The 23,818-nt window shown below is 40.7% G+C and carries 28 protein-coding genes and 1 other RNA gene; 18 read left to right on the top strand and 11 right to left on the bottom strand.

From position 1 onward, the window contains the following. The first annotated feature begins 59 nt into the window (after positions 1 to 59). Both ABIB50_RS14590 and ABIB50_RS14585 read left to right on the top strand, forming a co-directional pair. The gene (locus tag ABIB50_RS14590) at positions 60 to 344 is read left to right on the top strand and encodes a hypothetical protein (RefSeq protein ID WP_429380671.1); all 285 of its coding nucleotides are present in this window, start codon (positions 60 to 62) and stop codon (positions 342 to 344) included. A 104-nt stretch (positions 345 to 448) separates the two neighbouring features. Further along, positions 449 to 748 (top strand): nucleotidyltransferase family protein, encoded by a 300-nt coding sequence (locus ABIB50_RS14585; protein ID WP_429380669.1) that lies wholly within the window; start codon positions 449 to 451, stop codon positions 746 to 748. Between the two features lie 22 nt (positions 749 to 770). Here ABIB50_RS14585 and ABIB50_RS14580 read toward each other — a convergent pair whose 3' ends face one another. The 3 genes from ABIB50_RS14580 to dinB all read right to left on the bottom strand — a co-directional run bounded on the left by ABIB50_RS14580 (position 771) and on the right by dinB (position 2,719). Beyond that, positions 771 to 1,112: a type II toxin-antitoxin system RelE/ParE family toxin gene (locus ABIB50_RS14580; protein ID WP_429380667.1), complete on the bottom strand. Its 342-nt coding sequence runs from the start codon at positions 1,110 to 1,112 to the stop codon at positions 771 to 773. Continuing rightward, positions 1,102 to 1,329: a hypothetical protein gene (locus ABIB50_RS14575; RefSeq protein ID WP_429380665.1), complete on the bottom strand. Its 228-nt coding sequence runs from the start codon at positions 1,327 to 1,329 to the stop codon at positions 1,102 to 1,104. Before ABIB50_RS14575 ends, ABIB50_RS14580 begins: the two co-directional genes overlap by 11 nt. A 205-nt stretch (positions 1,330 to 1,534) precedes the next feature. After that, complete coding sequence (dinB, locus tag ABIB50_RS14570; RefSeq protein ID WP_429380663.1) at positions 1,535 to 2,719, bottom strand: DNA polymerase IV; 1,185 nt, start codon at positions 2,717 to 2,719, stop codon at positions 1,535 to 1,537. 74 nt (positions 2,720 to 2,793) lie between these two features. Between dinB and ABIB50_RS14565 the strand changes: the two genes are divergently transcribed. Next, positions 2,794 to 3,411, top strand: a complete 618-nt coding sequence (locus ABIB50_RS14565) for a 2'-5' RNA ligase family protein (RefSeq protein ID WP_429380661.1) — start codon at positions 2,794 to 2,796, stop codon at positions 3,409 to 3,411. A gap of 2 nt (positions 3,412 to 3,413) precedes the next feature. Here the strand turns inward: ABIB50_RS14565 and ABIB50_RS14560 are convergent, their stop codons facing one another. Beyond that, positions 3,414 to 4,535, bottom strand: coding sequence for a sulfotransferase (locus ABIB50_RS14560; protein ID WP_429380659.1), 1,122 nt, complete (start codon positions 4,533 to 4,535; stop codon positions 3,414 to 3,416). A gap of 416 nt (positions 4,536 to 4,951) precedes the next feature. On the opposite strand from ABIB50_RS14560, the gene ffs reads away from it, so the two are divergent. The 11 genes from ffs (at position 4,952) to ABIB50_RS14505 (ending at position 13,391) form a co-directional block, all read left to right on the top strand. Beyond that, positions 4,952 to 5,050, top strand: an RNA gene (gene ffs / locus ABIB50_RS14555) — signal recognition particle sRNA small type. A 103-nt stretch (positions 5,051 to 5,153) separates the two neighbouring features. Further along, positions 5,154 to 5,336 (top strand): hypothetical protein, encoded by a 183-nt coding sequence (locus tag ABIB50_RS14550; RefSeq protein WP_429380657.1) that lies wholly within the window; start codon positions 5,154 to 5,156, stop codon positions 5,334 to 5,336. 184 nt (positions 5,337 to 5,520) lie between these two features. After that, positions 5,521 to 6,480: a YpdA family putative bacillithiol disulfide reductase gene (locus tag ABIB50_RS14545; protein ID WP_429380655.1), complete on the top strand. Its 960-nt coding sequence runs from the start codon at positions 5,521 to 5,523 to the stop codon at positions 6,478 to 6,480. A gap of 400 nt (positions 6,481 to 6,880) precedes the next feature. Continuing rightward, positions 6,881 to 7,543: a GNAT family N-acetyltransferase gene (locus tag ABIB50_RS14540; RefSeq protein WP_429380653.1), complete on the top strand. Its 663-nt coding sequence runs from the start codon at positions 6,881 to 6,883 to the stop codon at positions 7,541 to 7,543. Positions 7,544 to 7,586: 43 nt separating this feature from the next. Then, positions 7,587 to 7,943, top strand: a complete 357-nt coding sequence (locus ABIB50_RS14535) for a four helix bundle protein (RefSeq protein ID WP_429380651.1) — start codon at positions 7,587 to 7,589, stop codon at positions 7,941 to 7,943. A gap of 60 nt (positions 7,944 to 8,003) precedes the next feature. Further along, positions 8,004 to 9,200, top strand: coding sequence for an argininosuccinate synthase (gene argG / locus ABIB50_RS14530; protein WP_429380650.1), 1,197 nt, complete (start codon positions 8,004 to 8,006; stop codon positions 9,198 to 9,200). Continuing rightward, on the top strand, positions 9,200 to 9,550 hold the full coding sequence (locus ABIB50_RS14525; RefSeq protein WP_429380648.1) for a cupin domain-containing protein: 351 nt from the start codon (positions 9,200 to 9,202) through the stop codon (positions 9,548 to 9,550). Before argG ends, ABIB50_RS14525 begins: the two co-directional genes overlap by 1 nt. Next, the gene (argC, locus tag ABIB50_RS14520; RefSeq protein WP_429380646.1) at positions 9,528 to 10,526 is read left to right on the top strand and encodes an N-acetyl-gamma-glutamyl-phosphate reductase; all 999 of its coding nucleotides are present in this window, start codon (positions 9,528 to 9,530) and stop codon (positions 10,524 to 10,526) included. Before ABIB50_RS14525 ends, argC begins: the two co-directional genes overlap by 23 nt. A gap of 62 nt (positions 10,527 to 10,588) precedes the next feature. Next, positions 10,589 to 11,722: an aspartate aminotransferase family protein gene (locus ABIB50_RS14515; RefSeq protein WP_429380644.1), complete on the top strand. Its 1,134-nt coding sequence runs from the start codon at positions 10,589 to 10,591 to the stop codon at positions 11,720 to 11,722. 105 nt (positions 11,723 to 11,827) lie between these two features. After that, positions 11,828 to 12,778: an acetylornithine carbamoyltransferase gene (locus tag ABIB50_RS14510; protein WP_429380642.1), complete on the top strand. Its 951-nt coding sequence runs from the start codon at positions 11,828 to 11,830 to the stop codon at positions 12,776 to 12,778. A 4-nt stretch (positions 12,779 to 12,782) separates the two neighbouring features. Continuing rightward, positions 12,783 to 13,391: an FMN-binding negative transcriptional regulator gene (locus ABIB50_RS14505; protein ID WP_429380640.1), complete on the top strand. Its 609-nt coding sequence runs from the start codon at positions 12,783 to 12,785 to the stop codon at positions 13,389 to 13,391. A gap of 1 nt (position 13,392) precedes the next feature. Here ABIB50_RS14505 and ABIB50_RS14500 read toward each other — a convergent pair whose 3' ends face one another. From ABIB50_RS14500 to ABIB50_RS14485, 4 genes are all read right to left on the bottom strand, one after another. Continuing rightward, a complete protein-coding gene (locus ABIB50_RS14500) occupies positions 13,393 to 14,643 on the bottom strand; it encodes a cation:proton antiporter (RefSeq protein ID WP_429380638.1) in 1,251 nt (416 codons plus the stop codon). Positions 14,644 to 14,669: 26 nt separating this feature from the next. Continuing rightward, positions 14,670 to 15,965: an NAD(P)/FAD-dependent oxidoreductase gene (locus ABIB50_RS14495; RefSeq protein ID WP_429380636.1), complete on the bottom strand. Its 1,296-nt coding sequence runs from the start codon at positions 15,963 to 15,965 to the stop codon at positions 14,670 to 14,672. Between the two features lie 184 nt (positions 15,966 to 16,149). Beyond that, entirely contained in the window at positions 16,150 to 18,102 is a 1,953-nt protein-coding gene (locus ABIB50_RS14490) for a M56 family metallopeptidase (RefSeq protein ID WP_429380634.1), read from the bottom strand. A gap of 2 nt (positions 18,103 to 18,104) precedes the next feature. Next, complete coding sequence (locus ABIB50_RS14485; RefSeq protein ID WP_429380632.1) at positions 18,105 to 18,467, bottom strand: BlaI/MecI/CopY family transcriptional regulator; 363 nt, start codon at positions 18,465 to 18,467, stop codon at positions 18,105 to 18,107. 157 nt (positions 18,468 to 18,624) lie between these two features. Here ABIB50_RS14485 and argB point away from each other — a divergent pair, with 157 nt between their 5' ends. Continuing rightward, positions 18,625 to 19,422: an acetylglutamate kinase gene (gene argB, locus ABIB50_RS14480; protein ID WP_429380630.1), complete on the top strand. Its 798-nt coding sequence runs from the start codon at positions 18,625 to 18,627 to the stop codon at positions 19,420 to 19,422. Further along, positions 19,419 to 20,237 (top strand): pyrroline-5-carboxylate reductase, encoded by an 819-nt coding sequence (gene proC, locus ABIB50_RS14475; RefSeq protein WP_429380628.1) that lies wholly within the window; start codon positions 19,419 to 19,421, stop codon positions 20,235 to 20,237. The genes argB and proC overlap by 4 nt, the downstream gene beginning before the upstream one ends. 3 nt (positions 20,238 to 20,240) lie before the next feature. On the opposite strand, the gene ABIB50_RS14470 is transcribed toward proC, so the two are convergent. Together ABIB50_RS14470 and gpmA are read right to left on the bottom strand one after the other, a co-directional pair. After that, the gene (locus ABIB50_RS14470; protein ID WP_429380626.1) at positions 20,241 to 20,684 is read right to left on the bottom strand and encodes a nuclear transport factor 2 family protein; all 444 of its coding nucleotides are present in this window, start codon (positions 20,682 to 20,684) and stop codon (positions 20,241 to 20,243) included. Positions 20,685 to 20,780: 96 nt separating this feature from the next. Beyond that, a complete protein-coding gene (gene gpmA, locus ABIB50_RS14465; protein WP_429380624.1) occupies positions 20,781 to 21,470 on the bottom strand; it encodes a 2,3-diphosphoglycerate-dependent phosphoglycerate mutase in 690 nt (229 codons plus the stop codon). 101 nt (positions 21,471 to 21,571) lie between these two features. Between gpmA and ABIB50_RS14460 the strand changes: the two genes are divergently transcribed. Then, the gene (locus tag ABIB50_RS14460; RefSeq protein ID WP_429380622.1) at positions 21,572 to 22,156 is read left to right on the top strand and encodes an acetate uptake transporter; all 585 of its coding nucleotides are present in this window, start codon (positions 21,572 to 21,574) and stop codon (positions 22,154 to 22,156) included. Positions 22,157 to 22,165: 9 nt separating this feature from the next. Continuing rightward, positions 22,166 to 22,546: an SRPBCC domain-containing protein gene (locus ABIB50_RS14455; protein WP_429380620.1), complete on the top strand. Its 381-nt coding sequence runs from the start codon at positions 22,166 to 22,168 to the stop codon at positions 22,544 to 22,546. A gap of 75 nt (positions 22,547 to 22,621) precedes the next feature. Here ABIB50_RS14455 and ABIB50_RS14450 read toward each other — a convergent pair whose 3' ends face one another. Then, entirely contained in the window at positions 22,622 to 23,815 is a 1,194-nt protein-coding gene (locus ABIB50_RS14450) for a hypothetical protein (protein WP_429380618.1), read from the bottom strand. Positions 23,816 to 23,818: the final 3 nt, after the last annotated feature.

Genomic DNA, 23,818 nt, shown 5'->3' with positions numbered 1-23,818 from the left:
CAGGTTTAGCTTATTCCTGTTGATATAGTATTAAACAAATCATATTTAAAACGCAAATTATGCTACGTATCGCCATTCCGTCAACCGGAGAATCACAACTTACTTTTAACAGTTTTGAAAGATATTCCGTTCCGCCGCCGCCAAATGGCGTAGATGCCGAGGTAAATAATGATGTGGTGTTATTGTTTGATGACGAAGAACAGGCCGTTGCCTATGCCGACAGCCTGTACGAGGTGGGTACCGAACTGGAAGATGATGAACCCAACAAAAAGGCGATCGTAAACGATATTGTAGGGGCCATCTACAACAATGATTTTATAAAAAGCTATCGCGAGGAAGATTAATCCCAAAAAAACGGGTTAAAATGCATTGTACCTACGCATAGCGGCTGCTATGCAACAGTCTTTTCTCTCAACAGGACATTTAATATTTTTACTAAATTTGAATAATGGATTTAATAGACAACCATATTGATAGCCTGACAGAGCTTTGTAGTAAATACAATGTAGAGAAGATGTATCTTTTTGGGTCTGCCCTGAATCCCAATTTAAATACCAAAAGTGATATAGATTTTTTGGTGAAATTTAAATCTATAGAGTTGTCAAAATATTTTGAGAACTATATAAATTTAAAAGAAAATTTACAAAATCTATTTGGCAGAGACGTTGATTTGCTTGAAGAGCAAACTTTAAGAAACCCAATACTGATAAAATCCATAAATAGAACTAAAGAGCTCATTTATGGATGAGCGGATTACAACAATCGAAGATTTACTTATCGTCAGTTATTGATTTAAGTAAGTATGTCAGCTCTGTATCGCTAATATTTTCCTGATCACCCTTATCGTATATCTTAAGCAGAAATAAGGTTTCGTTTTCAAAAGCAACCAAAAAATGCGTTATAATCCTTGCGCCACCACTCTTACCTTTCCCCTTACTGGTAATTTGAAGTCGTATTTTATAACAGTTTTTTCCAATAGCCACGCCTGATCTTGGATTTAAAGCCAAGTCTTCGCCGAGTTTTCGTAGATCATCTTTTATGGATGGGTACTTTTTAGAAAGATGTTTAAGCTCTTTTAAAAAAGGTTTTAGTGGTAATATCCTAAAGCTCATCTAACACTTCAGATAACGTCTTTAACTGGATCTTTCCTTCCTGGTGACGTTTTATTTCTTTAAATGCCGCCTCCAAATCTTTTTTCATCTTTTTGGCAGCCGGCGATAATTTGGGGGTATCAGTAGTTATCAACTTTACTTTTCCGCCTAATTTTGAAATTACCTTCATAATCATTTCGGCATCTTTTTCGGGTAGTGTAATTTCGGCAGTGATCATAAAATTAATTTTTAATAAAAATAAAGCAAATTGCTTAAAATAAAAAATGCTTTTAAAACTAATCGAAAGCATGTAGCTTTAAATAATAGCCTCTAATAAACACCACCTTGTCATCGAAACATAGTGAAATATCTATACATATGCTATTAGCGTGTGTATAGATTTCTCCTCGTTCCTCGTCGAAATGACGAGATGGCGAAAGCGCTCAATCCTTCAAAAACGGATTAAAATTCCTTGTACCTATTGCCATACCGGCGGCCCGGCACACTGTCTTTTCTCCAAATTTAAAGTTGATCTTATCCATGGCCTGGTAAAGTTTTATGCGCTCGTCGTTATCTTCAAACAAATTGATCTGGTAACTTCCATGGCATAGGTTACTTAGTTTTACGCCTATAAGGCGGATGGGCCTGTGCCCGTTCCAGGCTTTTTTCAGTAGGTTCTTTATACCGGGGATCAGGATATGCTCGGCCGCGGTCAGCGAGATCTTTTCCTGTACGGTATGCGTCTCAAAATTGGCAAAGCGGATCTTTATGGCAAGGCACGATGCTACTTTGTTGTCCTTGCGCAGCTTGTACGCCAGTTCTTCGGTCATTGATACCAGCACGGTTTCTATGGTTCGTTTATCGTTCACATCGGCTTCAAAAGTATTTTCGGTCGATATGGATTTGCGGTCGCCGTGCGGTACTATCTCGCTCTCGTCAATACCGTTGGCCCGCTCCCATATATAACGGCCATGTTTGCCAAACACAGTTTCTAAAAACTTAAGCTCCACCCGCTGCAGGTCGCCGATTTTTTCAATACCGAACTGATAGAGCCGCTGGCAGGTCTTTTCGCCCAGCATCGGTATTTTGCGGATGGACAGCGGCGCCATAAACTGCTTCTCCTTACCATGCTCGATCAATAATTGCCCATTGGGTTTGGCAGCATTGGTAGCCATTTTGGCAACAGTTTTGCCCGATGCCATCCCGAAGGATATAGGTAATCCTGTTTCCCTAATAATTCGCGCCCGCAGATCAGAAGCAAACTGGTAGCAATCATGAAAACGATCCATACCTGACAAATCGATATAAAACTCGTCTATCGATGTTTTTTGGTAAAGCGGTACACTATCATGAATGATCTGGGTAACCTGCCTTGAAGCCTCGCTATAACGCCCGTGGCTGCCGCGGATAATGGTAGCATGCGGGCATAATTTCATAGCCTGTTTCATGGGCATGGCCGAGTGGATGCCAAACTTACGCGCCTCATAACTGCATGAAGCTACCACACCCCTGTCGGCCGAACCGCCGATTAGAACAGGTTTGCCAATGAGGTCGGGATTAAACTTACGCTCGACGGATACGAAAAAAGAATCCAGGTCGATATGTACAATGCAGCGCTTAGCTTCCATAGCACAAATATAAATTTAATTTGCACAATTACTAAAAATATTAGTATTATTGTTTCCCGTTAAATTTTAAGGCGATGAAAGGATATACAGATTTTTTAATGTTGCTCTCTCCTTCAGACAAGGTGAAAGCCGTGGTGCATAACCATAAATTTTATGCTGCAGATGTTATTGGCAATTACGAGAGTATGCATTCCACGGCTCATATCTCCATCAAAATGTTGCATCAGCAAAAAACCTTTTTAACCGAGCCCGGCATATTAGCTTTCAGAAAAAGATTGTGCCTGATACCGCCGGTAACATTGACTATTAACGGGTTTGATTATTTTAATCATGGCGACGAATTTAAAACCATATACGCACGCATTAGCAGCAGCCCCGAAACCAGCCATTGGTTTAAAATGCTGAAACATCACCTGCATGTTAAAGAATTTATGGTGCCGCATATCACCATTTGCCGCAACATACCCGTAGCCGACTTTGATAAATTATGGCCGCATTTTAAAGCGCTTGAATGGAAAGAAACTTTTACCGTAAACGCGCTAACTGTACTGCAACGCGAAAGTTTTGCCAGCTTTGCCAAATGGGAACCGTTTATTGAGCTACCCTTTGAAAGTAAAACCCAATACAGCCTTGCCCCGCCCAAACAATCGTTGTTAAAGCCGTTGAATAGCCAGCAGATCAGTTTGTTTTAAAGTCAACTTAATAAAAGCTTTAACCTTAAAAACAGCTTGGTTACCAATGACATATCAGGCATTTTATACCCTAATTTATTTGCAGCATTACTGATGCTGGCGGTTATCAACCGTAATTCATTTGCTGTAAATACTTCCTTTTGCCGGTGCTGACCGGGTTTTAAGATGGCCCCCGAAACGGTATCACCATTAAAAGAACTATTTGCTGTAGCAGCTATACCTGCTACAGTAGCGTTGGTAAGCGAGGCCGAATTTTCGATCTCTAAAAAATCTGTAAGTTCATTGATAATAACTCCGGGATCATCGCAAAGTTGCTCGTATTTTAACAGTAAAAACTTTCCATTATTAAACGCCGACTCTTCTATAGCAATTTGATAGGAGCCACGTAAAAATTTTAATGCCAAACGTAAGCTAATAGCAGGTTCCATAATCCTGCGTGATGTTAGTGTAGCTACCGGTTCCCTGACAACATGAATAACAAGCGCCGATGGAAACTCTTCCCGGATCCGCTCTACGAAGCGCTCGTTAGTGGGTGTTTTATCAACCCATAATTTAGCATCCAGATTATTTGTAGCTGAAGCGTAAGCAAGCATAACAGCCTGGTGCGGCCATGTTGTTAGGGCTGTATGTGGCAAAGCTTGCCACCAGGCCAAAAGGTACCGCGCAAAATCAACATATGGGGATGTATCAGTACTTGTACGCCCCAGCAACCAGTATGGCTGTTGGTTTATTGGGTTAGCTAACCTGCGCAGCCACTCGGTACCTAAATAAGCCGCCCATTTATTTTGCGGCAGCTGTTGCAGCTTATGCTCTAAATTGGTGTAATAAGTTCCTTCAGATGGCAGTACCACCAATTGTGGGTGGCCGTCTAAAAGATTGCGCACCAGTGTTGTGCCGCTGCGGTGTACACCACAAACAAAAACAGGGTGCTCCACAAGGTTGATTCCCCGGCTTATTTGTTCGGCGCTAAGGGGTATCGGGCCCAGTTGTTCGGCCATTTCCCAAACCAACTGCGACCAGTTTTTAGCAGCAATGAATAAAGGGGCCGGTTGGCCCTTTTGCAGCCTAGTGGCAGGCAATAAGTTATTAAGTACGTTTTCAGCGTCAATTATTTCATTAAACATACCGCGGGTAAAAGTTGATATTATGTATACATGAAAAACAGCGCGAAGGTTGTCTGTACTGATTAATCGATAGATTATCATCCTTCGTCGACACATCGCGACCGGGCGGTAAAATTAGGTCACCTTTACCAACCTCGACCCCAAACTGCTGCAAATGGTGCGGGCCAAAACCTGCGGTTAAGTGCTGCACAAAAAGATGCGATTATTGCTTTCTTAGCCACGCTAAGCGGCAATGATGTTTATATCAATAAAAAATGGGCGAGTCCGTTTGTAAATATGTAATTCTGGAACTATGATTCTTAGGATTTAAAGATTGCCCCGATATTTTTATTTTATAATCCTTTAATTCTAAGAATCTTAGTCGTTTTTTAACAATTTATTAACCCAAAAACAAACCATTTGCTATATTTGCAGCGGGGTAAGTCTTTTACGGCCAGCTCCTCTTGAACTCCCCCAGGGTGGGAACGCAGCAAGGGTAGAGAGTTGAGCGGCGCGATAAGAGTAGCTTACCCTTTTTTTTGTCTTTTTTTTTCGAAAATAGTACTTGCAAATCCCGCAGCTTCTCCTTAAATTTAATCAAGCAAATTTCTTTTAACGTTAAACTCAGGAGGATTAGTTATGAAGAAAAAATACTCATCGGTTTTACGGTCTGATAAAGCCGAACCCGATAATTCCGAATTCCAAAATGCCCGAATCAACAACCAAAAAACGTATCGCGATCACAAGCCGGGTGATTACTATACGCACAGCAGGGCTAATAAATACCCGTTTGGCAGCAATAACGGGCCGTCGTATTTCTAACTTTTAGTTTATAAAAGAGTATTTTTAATACCGTTATAGCTATATGGCGAGTGTATTATATTGCCTTAACCACATGCCGCATAAGTCATCATAAATTCATTATTCAGTGCTTAAGCCTGCCAATATTTAATATTCAGGTTTTAATCACCTAAAACTAATTATACTTGCATAAAGTTGACTTAGAATGCTTGATATACTTATTATAGGTGGTGGCCCTATCGGGATAGCCTGCGGTTTAAAAGCGCAAAAGGCAGGGCTTAGCTTCGTTATTATTGAAAAAGGGTGCCTGGTAAACTCGCTTTACAACTACCCTGCTACCATGACTTTCTTCTCTACCTCAGAGAAACTGGAGATCGGCGGCATTCCGTTTGTAACCATCAGCAACAAACCAACCCGCGCCGAAGCTTTGGAGTATTATCGGCGTGTGGCTACATCTCACAATCTACCCATAAATTTATTTGAGGAGGTTACTGCGGTTGAACATATAAACGATAGTTACACTGTTAAAACATCCAAAGCAACTTACCAGGCAAAACATATTATCATATCAACAGGTTTTTATGATGTGGCGGTTAACCTGGATATCCCCGGCGAGGATCTGCCTAAGGTGAAGCACTATTATAAAGATCCGCATTTCTTCGCGATGCAGCAGGTAGTAGTAGTCGGATCAAGCAACTCGGCTATTGATGTGGCATTGGAGACCTATCGTAAAGGTGCCGATGTTACTTTAGTTGTTCGTGGTGATGAAATAAGCCACCGGGTTAAATATTGGGTTAGGCCTGATATTATTAACCGGATAAAAGAAGGCAGTATAAAAGCTTACTTTAACTCAAACCTGCAAGCTATCAGAGAAACTGAAGTTGATATTCAAACTCCCGAAGGCTTGATAACTATCCCCAACGATTTTGTAATGGCGATGACAGGTTATAAACCCAATTTCGATCAGCTTAAAAAATGGGGATTGATCCTATCCGACCATAAGTTTATCCCCCAATATAACCCTGATACTATGGAAACCAACCTGCCCGGCTTATACCTTGCCGGCGTAGTTTGCGGCGGATTAGATACCCACCTTTGGTTCATAGAAAACTCGCGGATACATGCGGATATGATTGTGGATGATATAGTTGCGAAACGCGGGTGATTAGTAATTAGTTAACTGGTGATTAGTTGCGTTTTTTATCAAAGTATTGCAATCTTAAGTCTAATTAACCCAATCAACCAAAAACTAATTCACTTTTTCCTTGCATAAGTTAAAATTAATGCAAACTTTTGCGTCAAATTTTAAATAAAGCAACATTCTATAAAAATGATACTGCAAACCTTAAATAAGCCAACTGTCAGAGCAATTTTTGCTCCGGTTGCCGCTGCTTTGGTTTCATCTGTTTTATTTACTCCGTCACGACGAAGGCTGTATATGCCACGGGTTTAATCACCGCATCCTCATTGCCCGTCAATCAGAAGTTTTTTAAACTTCTTCAACAAAAATCATTAATTACTTAAAGCCTAACGGCAAATTGTAACAGTAATTTTTTCTATTTCCAATGACTATACAAGATTTCGATATTCAGGTTGCTACCGCCCAGCATGTAGACTTTGCCCCCATCATTTGCGATGAGATGGCCGAGTCGGCAAAGGCACGTGGTACAGGTATTGCGCAGCGTTCGCCTGAATATGTTGCCTCCAAAATGTTGGAGGGCAAAGCGGTAATAGCTTTGCATAAAGACGGCACCTGGGCCGGCTTTTGCTATATTGAGACCTGGAGCCACGGCGATTTTGTGGCTAACTCGGGTTTAATTGTTGCCCCACAGTTTCGTAAGGCGGGTTTGGCTAAGGCCATTAAGCATAAAATATTCGAGCTTTCAAGAACGAAGTATCCTGAAGCCAAGCTATTTGGATTAACCACAGGCTTAGCTGTAATGAAGATAAACTCTGAATTAGGCTACGAACCTGTTACCTACTCTGAACTTACGCAGGACGAAGAGTTTTGGAAAGGCTGCAAAAGCTGTGTCAACTACGATATCCTAACTATGAAGGAGCGCAAGAACTGCATGTGCACTGCCATGCTGTTTGATCCGGTTGAGAAAGCTAAAGACGCGGAAAAAGTAAAAGATGAAAATCTTGAAAAAATGACCAAGAAGGCAACGCTATTTCAACGCATAGAGAATGCGATAAAAAGCTTTGGCCAGGAAATGAAAATATTTTAAATTTAGCTAAAAGCAGAAAGACTAAAGCTAAAAGCTTTTTAAAATGAGAGACTTTAAGAAATTGGATGTATGGAAAAAATCACACGAACTGACCTTGTTTGTGTATAAAAACATACTGCCTAAATTTCCTAAAAGCGAACAATTTGATTTACATAGCCAAACCAAACGTGCCGCATATTCAATCCCATTAAATATAGTTGAAGGAAGTGGTAGATTTACCGAAAAGGATTTTGCACATTTCCTTGACATGGCTTTAGGCTCAGCACACGAATTAGAATATACTTGTTTATTAAGTAGAGATTTGTCTTACATTGATAACGAACTATATACCGTAATAAATCAATTTATTAATGAAGTAAAAGCCATGTTACTTGGCCTTATCAAAGTATTAAGAAAATAAAATTAAGTATGGTAGTAAAAAGCTTTGGTCTTTTTGCTTTCAGCTTTAAGCTTATAAAAAATGGAAAAGAAAAAGGTAGTATTAGCGTATAGCGGAGGTTTAGACACCTCGTTTTGCTGTATATATTTAACCCGTGACCTGGGTTATGAAGTTCACTCGGTAATTGTAAATACCGGTGGTTTTAGTGCAGAGGAGCTAAATAACGTCGAAAAACGCGCTTACGAAATGGGCGTTACATCACACCATGTTGTTGACGAGACTGAAAACTTTTATAACACCTGCGTACGCTATTTGATATACGGTAACGTGTTAAAAAATAATACTTACCCACTTTCTGTAAGTGCCGAGCGTGTTAGCCAGGCAACCGCTATTGCCAACTATGCCAAAGAAATTGGTGCCCAATTTGTTGCCCATGGCAGTACCGGTGCCGGTAACGACCAGGTTAGGTTTGATATGATCTTCAATATCCTGATTCCTGAAGTTGGTATCATCACCCCTATCCGTGATTTAAAACTGAGCCGCGAAGCCGAAATCGAATACCTGAAGAAACACGGTGTTGAAATGAACTTCGAAAAAGCCCAATACTCTATCAACAAAGGTATCTGGGGAACTTCAGTAGGTGGTAAGGAAACTTTAACCTCAAACTTAGGCATGCCTGAAGAAGCCTGGCCTACCCAGGTTACAGAAACCGAAGCGAGAAATATTGAATTGACTTTTGAGAAAGGCGAATTGGTTGCCCTTGACGGTAAAAAATACAATCATCCTACCGAAATTATACAGGCTTTGCAAGCAATTGCCCAACCTTATGGCATTGGCCGTGATATACACGTTGGTGATACCATTATTGGTATTAAAGGCCGCGTAGGCTTTGAAGCAGCTGCGCCCATGGTGATCATTAAAGCGCACCATACTTTAGAGAAACACACGCTGACTAAGTGGCAATTAACCTGGAAAGATCAGCTTTCTATGTTCTACGGCAACTGGTTGCATGAAGGACAATTCCACGACCCTATTATGCGTAACATGGAAGCCTTCCTTACTGATACGCAGAAGCAAGTTAGCGGTAAAGTGTTTGTACAGTTATTGCCTTACAGGTTCCAGATTATAGGTATCGAGTCTGATCATGACCTGATGTCGAACAAATTTGGCAGCTATGGCGAAATGAACAACGCATGGAGCGGTGAGGACGTTAAAGGTTTCTCAAAAATATTTGGTAACCAGGTAATGATCTACCATAAAGTTAACGCAGAAGACTAATGAACACGATATTTTCAAAGGGCGAATGTTTAGACCATTATACCTGGGGTGATGATTGCCACGGGTGGACCTTTGTTGATACCGAAGTATTATCTATCAAGCAAGAATTAATGCCGCCTGATACGGCTGAAAAACTGCATTATCATGAACATGCTACCCAGTTCTTTTTTATTTTAAAAGGGCGGGCAAAGTTTACTATTGATGGCGAAGTAACCGAGTTAAGAGAACAGCAGGCGATCCAGATCAATCCCAACCAAAAGCATTTTATAGCTAATCTGCAAAGTGCCGACCTGGAGTTTATTTTATATTCTTATCCATCTACACAAAATGACAGAATTGAAATCAAATAAAATAAAAGCCGGAATTATTGGCGGTGCGGGTTATACCGGCGGCGAAATGCTGCGGATATTGGTTAATCACCCCAATGTTGATCTAACCTTTGTACATAGTAACAGCAATGCAGGTAACTTTATTTATGAAGTACATACCGACCTGTTTGGCGATACGGAGCTGAAATTTACCGATGTTCTGTCAACAGATGTCGACGTGTTATTTTTATGTGTGGGCCATGGCGATGCTAAGAAGTTTTTAGAAGCTAATGCGATACCCGATTCTGTTAAGATCATTGATCTAAGCCAGGACTTCCGTTTAAGTCAAAATTCAAAATTAAAAAGTAAAAACTTTATATACGGTTTACCTGAATTAAACAGGGACGCTATTAAGTCGGCACAAAACATAGCTAACCCGGGTTGTTTTGCAACATGCTTACAATTGGGCGTATTGCCATTGGCAGCCAAGGGTTTGTTAAATAGCGAAATACATATATCTGCTACAACCGGCTCAACAGGTGCAGGGCAAAAGCCGACTGCTACCACACATTTTACCTGGCGAAATGATAACCTGTCTGTATATAAAGTATTTGATCACCAGCATTTAAACGAGATCGGTGAATCATTAAAACAGTTGCAGCCATCATTTGATAAAGCTATAAACTTCATCCCTTACCGGGGCGATTTTACCAGGGGTATTTTTGCAGCCATTTATATGGATAGTGACTTGGCCGGCGATGAAGCGTTAAAGCTTTATGAGGACTATTATGCCGGTCATCCGTTTACACACGTAACCGACAGGGATATCGATCTGAAACAGGTAGTAAACACCAATAAGGTATTTATACAAGTTAAAAAATATGGTAATAAATTATTTATTACCAGCATGTTAGATAATTTACTTAAAGGCGCCTCGGGACAAGCAGTTCAGAATATGAACTTAGTGTTTGGCTTTGATGAGCGCGCAGGTCTACGATTAAAGGCGACCGGTTTTTAACCGACAGCCACCGCCGTAGCACTGCACTAATTAAGTATCTAAATTTTAATATCTAAACAACAATGAAACTATTCGACGTATACCCTATCAATCATATAAACATCGTAAAAGGCGTAGGTAGCCTTGTGTATGATGATAAAGGACAGGAATACCTGGACCTTTACGGCGGTCACGCTGTTATTTCTATCGGCCATACCCACCCGCATTATGTAAAACGGTTAGAAGACCAACTGCATCAACTGGGTTTTTATTCTAATTCAATCGAGATTCCCATCCAAAAGCAATTGGCCGAGAAATTAGGCCATGTTTCGGGTAAGGAAGATTACCAGCTATTCTTAGTTAATTCGGGCGCTGAAGCTAACGAGAACGCTTTAAAACTGGCATCGTTTTATAACGGGCGTAAAAAAGTAATTGCTTTTTCGGGGGCATTTCACGGACGTACATCATTGGCGGTTGCGGTCACTGATAATCCTAAAATAGTTGCGCCAATAAATGAGACTGATAATGTGATCCACTTGCCATGGATTGATGAAGCGGCTTTAGAACAAGCTTTTGCTGATCATGGCAATGAAATATCATCCGTAATTATCGAAGGCATACAAGGTGTTGGCGGTATACAGGTAGCGCCTGAAAGTTTCCTGCAAAAGATCAGATCGCTTTGCGATACCCATAATGCAGTTTTTATTGCTGACGGCATCCAATGCGGTTATGGCCGTACGGGTAAATTTTACTCGCATGATTTTGCCGGCGTTGATGCTGACATTTATACCATGGCCAAAGGAATAGGAAACGGCTTCCCTATCGGCGCTATCAGCATATCGCCCAAAATACAGCCTGCTTATGGCATGTTAGGTACTACCTTCGGTGGTAACCATTTGGCTTGCGCTGCGGCTTTAGCGGTACTTGAAGTTATGGAGCAGGATAACCTGATGCAAAATGCTGCCGAAGTTGGTGGTTATTTAATTGAAGAGTTGAAGAAATTTAAACAGGTTACAGAAGTACGTGGCCGGGGATTAATGATTGGTATTGACCTGCCTGCCGAATACCCGAACGCTAAGAAGGACCTGTTATTTAAACATCATATCTTTACCGGCGAGGCTAAGCCAAACGTTATCAGGTTGTTACCTGCATTAAACTTAACCAAAGCACATGCCGATAGATTTTTAGAGGCATTTACCAAAGTATTAAATCAATAAAAACTGTCATTTCGAGCATAGCGAGAAATCTATACACAGACCGGTCGACTACCTGTCTTGTATAGATCTCTCCCGTTGGTCGAGACGACAAAAGGCGCAATTACTATGAAACTATTCTCTTCCGTTAACGACGTAACCGACATAAACGCACTTGTTGCTGATGCTTTGGCTTTAAAGAAAGATCCTTATGCGCACCAGCATTTAGGTAAGAACAAAACCCTTGGGCTTGTTTTCCTGAACCCGAGCTTACGTACCCGCATGAGCACCCAAAAGGCAGCGCTTAACCTGGGTATGAATGTAATGGTGCTTAACGTGGATAAAGAAGGCTGGGCTTTAGAGCTGCGTGATAATGTAGTGATGAATGGTACCACCGTTGAGCATATCCGCGAAGCAGCAGCCGTTATGGGACAGTATGTTGATATTATTGGTGTTCGCTCATTCCCGGGGTTGAAGGACCGTGAGGAAGATTATACCGAGGTGGTATTTAACAAGTTTGTTGAATATTGCGGTGTGCCGTTGGTGAGCTTAGAATCAGCCACGCGCCACCCATTGCAAAGTTTAGCCGACCTGGTAACCATAACCGAATTAAAAACTAAAGCGCGCCCAAAGGTGGTATTAACCTGGGCGCCGCATATCAAACCATTGCCGCAAGCTGTACCAAACTCGTTTGCGGAATGGATGTGTAAAGCTGATGTTGATTTCATCATCACCCACCCTGCCGGTTACGAACTTAGTACTGATTTCACCCGGGGCGCAACCATCACCCATAACCAGAACGAAGCTTTGGCTGACGCTGATTTTATTTATGTAAAAAACTGGTCGGCTTATGAACCTTATGGCCAGATGCCACAGGTTAGCGGCGAATGGATGTTAACCAACGATAGATTAAAAACAACTAACGATGCTAAGGTTATGCATTGCCTGCCTGTACGCCGCGATTTAGAGCTCTCTGCCGAAGTTTTGGACGGGCCAAGCTCAATTGTTGTGCACGAGGCAAGTAATCGTGTATGGGCCGCGCAGGCGGTGTTAAAGCGGATATTGGAAGCTTTGCAATAAGGTTATGTATACTCCAAAGTTAAACCTGATAACCGATCAGCAGGAGGCCGTTAGCTTTATGCAGCAGTTTAGTTTTGCTACCATAGTTACAGTAAAGGATGGCATACCTTGTGCAACGCATTTGCCTTTTGTTGTATCGCAACGCGATGAGCAGATCATTTTAACATCGCATTTTGCAAAAGTAAATCCACAGGCTGCCGAGATCTTAAACTGCAGGCCATTGGTAATATTTACCGAGCCGCATGCTTATATCTCGCCAAGGCATTATGAAAGCGAGCAAAGTGTACCTACCTGGAATTACATTGCCGTACATGCCTATGGCACAGCTGTTATAATTGATAATTCTGAAGCTAAGTCCCAATTATTAGAGCAAACCATCCATTTTTATGAAGCAGATTACCTAAAACAATGGAACGCTTTACCGCAGGACTATAAGCTGAATATGATGAAAGGAATAACCGGTTTTGAAATTGTTGTTGATGAGTTACAGGGCAAGAAAAAACTAAGCCAGAACAGAACTGAAAAAGAGCGGGAAAACATCATTACCGATTTAAGAAAAAGCAATATATCGGCCGAAAGGGATATTGCTGCTTATATGGTAAAACAAAAGTAGACTAATCTTTCTCGGGCGGAGGTATCGAGGCATCAATAACCTTGTTCAATGTCAACCCCTGCACAATTACCGAAAAGATCACGATAAAATAAGCCCCTGCCAATATAATATGGCGATACGGGCTATAAGGCAATGACAATGCTAACGCGATAGATATAGCTCCGCGCAAGCCGGCCCAGGTTACTATGTTTACGTTTTTAATGGTATTGCTTGCTATCTTCCTGAAAAACGAAAGCGGTATCACAATACTGATCCAACGCGCTATGAGTATTACAACTATACTCAGGCCGCCTATCAGCCAATAATTATTCAGGTATGGCAGGTTGATCATTTGCAGGCCAATCATTACAAACAAAATAGTATTGAGCATTTCGTCCATCAGTTGCCAGAATTTTTCGAGCGCCTGGTGCGAACGTTCGGTACTGTCAATATTGATAGTTTGATTGCCGGCAAATAAGCCTGCACTAACTACTGCCAGCGGGATAGAAAAATGCAGAAAACTTGCCACAACCGAAATACTCATCACTAACGCTACTGATATCAATACAATGGTCTGAAAATCGGTGATGGTCTTCATCAGCCTAAAAGCTATAAAACCAAACAGTAAACCCAAAATTATCCCGCCAAAAACCTCGCGAACAAAGAGTACACCAGCCTGCGCAAAATCCAGTTTATTGCCGCCCGATTCGGTAAACTCTAATATAGTGATGAAAAGTACCAGCCCTATCCCATCGTTAAATAATGATTCGCCCGAGATAATTGTTTCCAGGTTAGTTGGCAACCTGGAATTTTTGATAATTGCGCCCACAGCTACCGGGTCCGTAGGTGATATTAACGCACCAAACAAAAAACAATAAACTAACGGGATATGGATATTAAATAATAAGGTAACACCATAAAACAAACCGCCAAACGCAGCCGTTGATATGATTACCCCAATAGTACTTAAAATAAATACCGGCCGCATTTCTTTTTTAAGCCGTTTCGTATTTAACGAAAACGACCCCGAAAAAAGCAGGAAGCCGAGCATAATATTCAGTACCGTGCGTGAGAAGTTTATATTTTGCGCCAATACTGTGAGGTAATGCGAAATTTTAGGGTTTAGGGTATCAATAGCTATGGTGAGCACTGATACCGATATGGCGAGCGTAACAATGCCAATAGTGCCGGGCAACTTAATAAAGCGCGCGTTGATGTACGAATAAACAGCACTCAATACTACTAATAAAGCAATTATTACAAACAGATCCATTGGGTATCAATATACGTTTAAATAATTTACTTTTCGGGTTCAACAGTTCGGGTTTTCCTGTTAAAACTACGGATGATCAACCTGTTATCGCTATTTTTATTAAAATAGTTGATTATCCAGGTCAATATAACCGATGTTTTATTGGAGAAACCAGCCAACGAAATAATGTGTACTAATCCCCATAATAGCCAGGCAAAAAATCCCTGGAAATGCAGCTTACCTAAATCAGCGACGGCTTTATTACGGCCAATGGTGGCAAGGGTTCCTTTATCGTGATATTTAAAAGGTTCGGTAGGTTGTTTATTGATGATATGCATTAAGTTTTTTGCCAGCCATGCCCCCTGCTGTATAGCTGCAGGCGCGACACCCGGGTGGCCGTTAGGGAACTCCTCGCTTATTATTGCGGATACGTCCCCTATCGCGAATATATTTTCATACCCTTTTACCCGATTGATCTCGTCCGTTTGTATGCGCGAACCGCGTGTCAGGGTGGCGTTAACCATACCCTCCGGCACTTCGCCCATTACACCTGCTGCCCAAAATACGTTGCGGGTTTTTATTACGGTGCCGTCATCTATGGTTAGTGTTAGTCCGTCATAACTATCCACGTGCACACTGTTAAAAATGGTAACGTCCGCATCCTGTAAAAACTGTTTGGCTTTGGCCGATGCTTCGGGTGACATGGCGGCCAGCAAGCGGTCTTTACCTTCAACTAAAAAAACGTCCATGTCGTGCTTGCTCAAACCATGGTAATCTTTCTGCAATATTAAATGCCGCATTTCGGCCAGCGCCCCGGCAAGTTCCACTCCGGTAGGCCCGCCGCCTACTACTACAAATGTCATTAACGCATCCTTTTCATCTTTGTCCTTTGTAACCAGGGCTTTCTCCAAATGCTGTAAAGTAAGTCCCCTAAGATTGAGCGCTTCAGGTACATTCTTCATTGGCATTACGCATTTTTCCAGTGCTTCATTTCCAAAAAAGTTTGTATCTGATCCAGTTGCCAACACCAGGTAGTCATAAAATATCTCGCCGATATTGGTATTAACAGAATTTTTTTCGGCGTTGATAGTTTCAACATAAGCCAGGTTAAATCTAAAGTTATTGTGTTTGGTAAAGATCCGTCGGATGGGAAAAGCTATTGAATCGGCCGGGATAGCACCCATTGCAACCTGGTACAGTAACGGCTGGAAAGTATGATAATTATGCTTATCCAGCATCAGTATATCAACCGGAGCGTCTTTTAATTTCTTTGCTAATTGCAGTCCTGCAAAACCACCGCCAACAATTACTACGCGGGGCCTGCTGCTTTTTTGTTGATCCATGTATTAATAGGTGTGATAATTTTTAGCGTTTTAATGCTTTCTAAGCATTTTGTCCTCGTAAATATATCAACATTAATAATGCCAAGTTGTGTGGCTGTAAATCAGCTAAATAATAAACCCATAACTGCTTTAACAATTATGGGTTTGAGTGATGGGATTTAGGTAGATGTAACCGCGTGGCTAATTAATCTTGCTTTGGTGCGGGCTCCACAATTCTTATCTCTCGCGTTGCAAAGCTAAACGGTACAGCATATGGGCCATCTGGGATTTTCTTAGCGTCAAAGCCACTGTGCGAAATAACTAATGCCGAAGTTTTTGCAGGTGGCAGCTTTTTAATGGCCTCTTCGTCATAAAACTCACCATCAATAAAAGCACCGGCCTTATCCTGTTCACCTAAATTTGCCGAAGCCGATCCGTCAGACAATTTAAAAGTAATCTTATCATGATTTTTACCGTCACTATCCTCATAATGCATACGGGTAAAAAATGGTTGCTCATCTATGCGTATAGCAGGTTCACCAACAGCGGGTTTTGCAAGTAAAAAAGCTTTTTGTGATATAACAGCAGGTTTGGCTGTCGCATTAGGTTTTGGTTTTTCGGCTTCAATTTGTTTAAGTGAAGTCGACTTCGGTTTTTCAGCTTTATTTTTAAGTAAAACCGGTTTGGTTTTTTGCTTGATAGTATCAGCTACCTCAGTTTGCTTTATTGTTGTGAAATGAAAAGCCGTAGTAACTCCAAGGCCATATTTTCCCGATGTAACACCGTCGACACCGTATTCGGATGATAACTCTTTAACTTTTTCAGCAGAAAGAGTATTTATTTCATCTTCAGCATATAGCTTGTTATCGATAAGAAAAATCGCTTTATCTGCCACACCTAAATTTGAAGATACTGAGCCGTCGCGCATCACTTTAATAATAATTTTATCATAACTTTTTCCGTTGTTTTCTTTCAAATGCAACCTAGTATAAAACTGTGATTTAGGTACGCTACGTTCCTTGATCATGTTATCCTTTTCTATTTCAGTTAAATAAATTATTTCTTTTAGAACACTCATATCAACTACACCATCTTTCACTTTGCTGCCATATTTAGCAAAACGAGGGTTAGTAACTGGTGCTAAAAATAACCCGAGGCTCGATATACAAGATGGACTAATATTGTAAAGAATATCATCGCTATACACTTTGCCATTAATTAATACTAAGGGATGTGGCCCTAATTTATCAACGCCATTAATGGCGCTAAATTTGTCTTGTTCATTTTTAATCCTGGCAAAGGCCAGGCAGCTTATCATTACCACAGGTAATATGAGCAGGTAGATTACTTTTTTCATATGATTTGTTGGTTTAGTGAACAACATGGTGATGCGCTTTTTCAAGGGCACCATACTAAAGCTATTATAAAGCATCCCCTGCCTTGCTACCGAGAGATGCAGCAACATATCCGCGTATTTACTTTTGTCGTTTAAGAGGCCTATCTCGCGATCAACCTCAAACTCATGGTTCTCTTCAATAGCTCGTGCATATAGGTAAACAAACGGGTTGAACCATAAAAATATCTGGGCAATTTTAACCAGGATCCTGTCAACCGAATGCAGCAGTTTAACGTGCAGCATTTCATGTTCAATGATCTGTTGGATCTCGTCAATACTTAACTCATCATCATTTAAGAAAATGTAATTTAAAAACGATCCGTTGTTTAGTTTTTTATCGCCATATAAAATATGGACGTTGCCGATCTTGGTACTTTTTTTGCTTTTTATAGTACTAAAAAATGCAGCCAGCATTACTATCAACCTGATAAATAAGACCGCTACCGCCGATAAATAACCTACTTTTAAAACACCAGGCAAGTTAATTACAGGTTCAATAACCTGCTGGCGTGAATAAGTTAATGTCCCCTGCGCCTGGAAAGTTTGCAATTGATTTACATATACAGCCTGCTTTATTATAGGCGCAGAATCGGGGCGTACTGTTATAGTAAGTAACGGAATAGCAAAGCTTAAAATCAATGTAGCAACCAAATACCATCTGTTAATGGTAAAGAAAGTAAACCGGCTTATCATCAGGTAATAAAACCCGTAAAATAAGCCCATACATGCACTAACCTGCAATAAATAAACTATTGCGCCCATAGCTATTTATTTTTATTGATGATGTCCTTGATCTTGTTAATATCCGCCTCGCTTAACTGCTCTTCTTTTACCATGAATGATACCAGGCTCTCTACCGAGTTATCAAAGTAGCCCGATATCATTTTCTTGAAGAACGTTTTACGATATTCAAGTTTAGATATCAGCGGAAAGTATTCGTAGGTTTTACCATACGCTTTATAGCCAACATATCCTTTTTTCTCCAGCAACCTTACAACCGATGATATGGTATTGTAGGGCGGTTTAGGATCATCTGGTAAAGCATCAATGATATCTTTCACAAAGCATTGTTGAAGATCCCATAAAACCTGCATTACCCTTTCTTCTGTTTTTGTTAGCTCTTCCATAAATCAAACATATAACTTATTTTTAAGTTATACAACTGTAAAATACGTTATAAAACTTTTTTATCAGTTATATTGACTTTTAGGCAAAATGTTATCAAAAACGTAGCGTTTTGATCAATAATTAGTTAATTTTGTAACTAATTATCAAATAACTGGCATGAAAACCTTACACATTATTAAAATTGGCGGAAATGTTATTGATAATTCAGAAAACCTGTATCATTTTTTAAAAGATTTTACCGCGCTTGACGGTTATAAGATACTGGTGCATGGCGGCGGTAAGGTAGCAACCCAACTTTCTGAAACATTGGGTATTGAGGCAACGCTTGTTGACGGCCGCCGTATAACAGACATTGAAACACTGCGTGTTGTAACAATGGTGTACGGCGGGTTAATCAATAAAAACATAGTGGCTCAGTTACAGCGTTTCGGTACCAATGCCATAGGCTTAACCGGCGCCGACGGCAATTTTATCCGGACAAAAAAACGCCCGGTAAAAACTATTGACTATGGTTTTGTGGGGGATATTGATGAAAAATCTGTAGACAGTGCGGGTATTACCAAATTAATGCAAGCTGGCTTCGCCCCCGTTTTTTGCGCGTTAACACATGATGGCGATGGCCAGATGCTAAATACAAATGCCGATACTATTGCTTCTGCCCTGGCGGTAGCGCTATCAACGAAATTTGAAACTACATTGATATACTGCTTTGAAAAGAAAGGCGTATTAATGGATGTAAATGATGACGACTCGATAATAAGGGATATTGACCCGGTTAGATATGAAGAGTTAAAGAAGAAACAAATAATACACAGCGGAATGCTGCCTAAACTTGATAATGCCTTTACAGCAATAGCGTGTGGTGTTAAAGCAGTAGTAATAGGCCACTCTGATGATTTAGGCGAGCTGAAAAACAGCAAACCATTTGGAACACGACTAAGCAAAACGACATGAATTCGCAACAACATATAGCCATTTTAGGCAGCGGTAATATTGGTTTATCATTAGCTAAGGGGCTTGTAAAATCCGGGATTTGCAAACCCCAGCAAATTACTTTAACGCGCCGTAATTTAGACGCACTGGAAGAGTATGCCGCGTTAGGCTATCAAACCACCAACAACAATACTAAAGCGGCAAAAAAAGCTGATATAGTTATCCTGGCAGTATTACCCCAACAGTTAAATAAGTTGCTGGCAGAAATTAAGCCTGCTATTAAATCAGAAAAGCAGTTCCTGGTGTCTGTAATATCAGGCGTAAGCTGCGAAGATATCCGCCAGCAATTAGAGATGAATGTACAGGTTATCCGTGCTATGCCTAATACGGCTATTGCCATCGGCGATTCGATGACCTGTATAGCCACAGATAATGGATCAGCCAAAAATGTTAACCTGGTAAAATCATTATTTGATACCGTTGGTGTTACCATACAGATCAACGAGGAATTAATGACTGCCGCTACCGCCCTTTGCGCTTGTGGTATCGCATTTTTCCTGCGCTCTGTGCGCGCGGCATCACAAGGTGGTACTGAGATAGGCTTTCATGCACATGATGCGCTTAAAATGGCTGCACAAACGGCTAAAGGGGCGGCAAACTTACTATTACAATTAGCATCGCACCCTGAGCAGGAAATTGATAAGGTAACTTCGCCAAAAGGTTGTACAATAGCCGGTTTAAATGAAATGGAGCATAACGGTTTCAGCTCGGCCATGATAAAGGGTATCAAGCTATCTGCCGAAAAAGCAGGCGAGCTCTATAAAAGCGAAGGCTAATATTTATTTGGGCTGATTAGGTAGTTTATAGCCCTGCCTTGCATAAAGTTGCCATTTGTTGTTTATCTTTTTCCAAACCTGCAAAACACCTAAGGCAACATTATTTATTTTACCTTTATCGTTGGTGTCGGCAAAAAACTTATGCCGTACTATAGCAGTATTGCCATCAACAGCAATTTTTTGATCTTTAATATCAATCTTGGTAAATGCGGCTTTTCCGGTTACCAACGCATCAATAAACTGGGCCTTGTTTTGGATATAGTCAAACGACTGACCATAGCTTAATTGATCGGCCATAACATCATTAAGGCTTGCCCTATCCCCTGCAATCATTGCTTTACGCAATACCTCTACCTGGGCAGCTATAGCTTTTTCATCGGCACTTTGTGCAAATACCCTAACTGTAAATATTGAAAGAATAAGTAATAATCCTAAAAGCCTTCTCATTTGGTTTGTAGCGGTTATAATATGTAGCTAAAGTAGTTTCCAAACGTCAGATTACAAACCTTGCGTATATTTTAGTGCGTAACAAATAAGTTACTTTTATTGCAAATAGTAATGTCTTAACCTGTTTAAGTCATCATCCAACTCATATACCAAAGGGGATGCTGTGGGTATCTCTAATTTTGTAACATCCTCATCATTAAGGTTGTCTATATATTTAATTAAGGCTCTTAAGCTGTTGCCATGTGCGCAAATAATTACCTTTTCGCCCCTTTTTATCGCCGGGATTATATGACCGTTCCATAAAGGTAATACCCTGTCCATTGTCTGGCTTAAATTTTCTGTCAGGGGTAATTCCTGTTCGGTAAGGCTTTTATACCTGATGTCGTTTCCGGGATATCGTTCATCAGCTTTAGTAACCGGCGGCGGATCTTCGTTTGGGTCACGTCGCCATTTCTGCACCTGCTCAATGCCATATTTGGCAATGGTTTCCTGTTTATTTAATCCTTGCAATGCGCCATAGAAACGCTCGTTTAACCGCCAGGACTTTTCAACCGGGATCCACAAATGATCGAGTTCTTCCAATACAATATGCAATGTTTTAATTGATCTTTTCAATACCGATGTGAACCCGATATCAAAATTATAGCCATGCTTTTTAAGCAACTGCCCGGCCCGTTTAGCCTGATTATATCCTTCTGCCGACAGGTCAACATCGGTCCAGCCTGTAAAACGGTTTTCATGGTTCCATACGCTTTCGCCATGGCGCATTAATACTAACTTTTGCATTATGAAAGGTTAACGTTAAAATCTTAAATCGGTTTTTAATGTTTGCAAATGATTATAAATCATTTAAATTGCATTTATAAACCAACTAAAACTAACACTTTATGACAACTATTGCACCTGTTAAGGATGGCACTGCCAATCCTGCACCTTTAGGGCTATGCGCCTTTGGCATGACCACTGTTTTACTAAACATTCACAACGCCGGCTTTTTTCCTATGAATTCTATGATATTTGCCATGGGTATTTTTTATGGAGGATTGGCTCAAGTAATTGCCGGCATTATTGAAGCCAAAAAAAACAACACCTTTGGCTTAACTGCATTTACTTCATATGGCTTCTTTTGGTTATCGTTAGTTGGCCTACTGGTTATGCCTAAATTGGGCTGGGTCGATAAAACGCCGGCCAACGCATTCGCTGCCTATTTAGGCATGTGGGGCATATTTACCTTCCTGTTATTTTTTGGCACTTTGAAACTTAACCGCGCGTTGCAGTTTGTGTTTGGATCGTTAACCCTGCTTTTTGCCCTGCTTGTAGTTAAAACCGTTACCGGCAGCGAAGAATGGGAACACACTGCAGGTTATGTTGGCATTATTTGTGGTGCATCTGCCATTTACACCGGCATCGCCCAGGTACTTAATGAAGTTTACGGAAAAACTGTATTACCAATTGGCCCTGTAAATAGCTAAATTGCGCAGGTGAAAGATTTTAAAAAATATTATATAATTCCGGCTACGCCCGATGAAGTTTATTTAGCATTAACCAACCCGCTTACCATTGAGTTGTGGACCGGCGAAGCGGCAGTGATGCCCACCGAACCAGGATCAGAATTTTCTATGTGGGACGGCAGTATTGTAGGTAAGAACTTAGAATTTGAGCCGGGCAAGAAAATAGTACAGCAATGGTATTTTGATGGCCATGCAGAAGAATCAATAGTTACCATTAAACTACATGCTGATAAGGCCGGGACATCGGCCGAGTTAAGGCATACTAATATCCCTGATGCAGATTATAACGATATGGTTGACGGATGGGACGATAGTTATTTTGGTGCGCTGATAGATTTTTATCACGGATAATAAACTAATCAACGTTTTAAAACGAAGAAAGCCGCTCTAAATTGAGCGGCTTTCTTGTTGATAGGTTTCTCCGTACTATTTCGGTGCCTGAAAAACAGTACCATCGTATGTAAACGTTTTAGTTACTACAATATTTGCACCATTATATGCTGCATAACTAATATTGAATTTTTGATTTACAACCGCAGTTGTGAATTTAGTTTTTAATATAGTTGCTATACCGTTATTAATTTGAGCATCAGTCCATGTAGTTGCACCACCCTGAATGTTGAAGTTACCAAATGAGCCAAGGTTGGTCATTGCTGCATCACTTCCTACTCCAGGTATAACAGATATAGCTGTATAATCAGCTTTTACTAATGTATAATTAACTGAATTGTCCGCTACCCAAGCACCGCTTGTTTTTGCGAATGTAAGCGTTAATGGAGTTGATGTTGTAACCCAGTTAGTGCCATCAAATGTCATTGGCAGCACGCGCTGGTACGTTGTAAGGTATCTATAACTTATGTACTTAACATCGCCAAATTTAGCAGTTAACATCACTGCAGGATCCGCCTTTAAAATGGTATTAAAGTACGATGGAAGGTTTGGTGCGTCAGCAGCCACATACCAATTGTTTAACCCATTGTTGGTTAAAGCATACTGGGCGTTTGATATACGGTATATCTTTGTCCAAAGGCCACCCATAAATAAAAATGCGTCGGTTGTTAATGTACCTGCGCTAGCGGTTTTACCACTTTCAAAATACAAATACGTCATCACGCGTATTGACGGCTCGGGAAGCGGTACTTGATATTTGTAATTTAAATAGTTTATTGCTGCAGCTGCGTTAAAATCAGAGAAAGTGTTAGCTGCAGCACCATTATACGCCGGGAAAACATAATCATTTGTAGGCGTAGTTTGCAAAGTAAGCGTTGTATTAGCGTTTAACGAATCGGCCAGTTTAATAGTAACCGGTGTTATAGCATACGTTACGTTGATTGATGATTTATCGCCATAAGTCGGATATTTAGCTGCCAATATCAACGGAATATCCACCTTTGCTGTATCAACAGCTTTAAAATATAATGATGTCTTGGCTGCGTGTCCCTTAGGCAGTAAACCATAATCAGCAGTAGACAGTGTAAGTGCTACTCCGGTAGGTGTAGGTACAGGTGCCTGTGGCGTCGGCAGATCTCCCAGTTGCTTGTACGTTTTGTCGAGCGGGTTACAGGCAGTAAAAGCTGTTGAAACAGCTACAAATGCCAATAAATAATAAATTCTTTTCATATC

It is taken from the genome of Mucilaginibacter sp. UYCu711 (assembly GCF_050433825.1).
GTDB lineage: Bacteria > Bacteroidota > Bacteroidia > Sphingobacteriales > Sphingobacteriaceae > Mucilaginibacter.
The sequence above is the reverse complement of the archived record's forward strand: the minus strand, read 5'-3'. Positions and strand labels throughout refer to the sequence as shown.

Coding starts and splice junctions, on each gene's coding strand:
- ABIB50_RS14590 (WP_429380671.1), top strand. CDS start 60: ATGCTACGTATCGCCATTCCGTCAACCGGAGAATCACAACTTACTTTT.
- ABIB50_RS14585 (WP_429380669.1), top strand. CDS start 449: ATGGATTTAATAGACAACCATATTGATAGCCTGACAGAGCTTTGTAGT.
- ABIB50_RS14580 (WP_429380667.1), bottom strand. CDS start 1,112: ATGAGCTTTAGGATATTACCACTAAAACCTTTTTTAAAAGAGCTTAAA.
- ABIB50_RS14575 (WP_429380665.1), bottom strand. CDS start 1,329: ATGATCACTGCCGAAATTACACTACCCGAAAAAGATGCCGAAATGATT.
- dinB (WP_429380663.1), bottom strand. CDS start 2,719: ATGGAAGCTAAGCGCTGCATTGTACATATCGACCTGGATTCTTTTTTC.
- ABIB50_RS14565 (WP_429380661.1), top strand. CDS start 2,794: ATGAAAGGATATACAGATTTTTTAATGTTGCTCTCTCCTTCAGACAAG.
- ABIB50_RS14560 (WP_429380659.1), bottom strand. CDS start 4,535: ATGTTTAATGAAATAATTGACGCTGAAAACGTACTTAATAACTTATTG.
- ABIB50_RS14550 (WP_429380657.1), top strand. CDS start 5,154: ATGAAGAAAAAATACTCATCGGTTTTACGGTCTGATAAAGCCGAACCC.
- ABIB50_RS14545 (WP_429380655.1), top strand. CDS start 5,521: ATGCTTGATATACTTATTATAGGTGGTGGCCCTATCGGGATAGCCTGC.
- ABIB50_RS14540 (WP_429380653.1), top strand. CDS start 6,881: ATGACTATACAAGATTTCGATATTCAGGTTGCTACCGCCCAGCATGTA.
- ABIB50_RS14535 (WP_429380651.1), top strand. CDS start 7,587: ATGAGAGACTTTAAGAAATTGGATGTATGGAAAAAATCACACGAACTG.
- argG (WP_429380650.1), top strand. CDS start 8,004: ATGGAAAAGAAAAAGGTAGTATTAGCGTATAGCGGAGGTTTAGACACC.
- ABIB50_RS14525 (WP_429380648.1), top strand. CDS start 9,200: ATGAACACGATATTTTCAAAGGGCGAATGTTTAGACCATTATACCTGG.
- argC (WP_429380646.1), top strand. CDS start 9,528: ATGACAGAATTGAAATCAAATAAAATAAAAGCCGGAATTATTGGCGGT.
- ABIB50_RS14515 (WP_429380644.1), top strand. CDS start 10,589: ATGAAACTATTCGACGTATACCCTATCAATCATATAAACATCGTAAAA.
- ABIB50_RS14510 (WP_429380642.1), top strand. CDS start 11,828: ATGAAACTATTCTCTTCCGTTAACGACGTAACCGACATAAACGCACTT.
- ABIB50_RS14505 (WP_429380640.1), top strand. CDS start 12,783: ATGTATACTCCAAAGTTAAACCTGATAACCGATCAGCAGGAGGCCGTT.
- ABIB50_RS14500 (WP_429380638.1), bottom strand. CDS start 14,643: ATGGATCTGTTTGTAATAATTGCTTTATTAGTAGTATTGAGTGCTGTT.
- ABIB50_RS14495 (WP_429380636.1), bottom strand. CDS start 15,965: ATGGATCAACAAAAAAGCAGCAGGCCCCGCGTAGTAATTGTTGGCGGT.
- ABIB50_RS14490 (WP_429380634.1), bottom strand. CDS start 18,102: ATGGGCGCAATAGTTTATTTATTGCAGGTTAGTGCATGTATGGGCTTA.
- ABIB50_RS14485 (WP_429380632.1), bottom strand. CDS start 18,467: ATGGAAGAGCTAACAAAAACAGAAGAAAGGGTAATGCAGGTTTTATGG.
- argB (WP_429380630.1), top strand. CDS start 18,625: ATGAAAACCTTACACATTATTAAAATTGGCGGAAATGTTATTGATAAT.
- proC (WP_429380628.1), top strand. CDS start 19,419: ATGAATTCGCAACAACATATAGCCATTTTAGGCAGCGGTAATATTGGT.
- ABIB50_RS14470 (WP_429380626.1), bottom strand. CDS start 20,684: ATGAGAAGGCTTTTAGGATTATTACTTATTCTTTCAATATTTACAGTT.
- gpmA (WP_429380624.1), bottom strand. CDS start 21,470: ATGCAAAAGTTAGTATTAATGCGCCATGGCGAAAGCGTATGGAACCAT.
- ABIB50_RS14460 (WP_429380622.1), top strand. CDS start 21,572: ATGACAACTATTGCACCTGTTAAGGATGGCACTGCCAATCCTGCACCT.
- ABIB50_RS14450 (WP_429380618.1), bottom strand. CDS start 23,815: ATGAAAAGAATTTATTATTTATTGGCATTTGTAGCTGTTTCAACAGCT.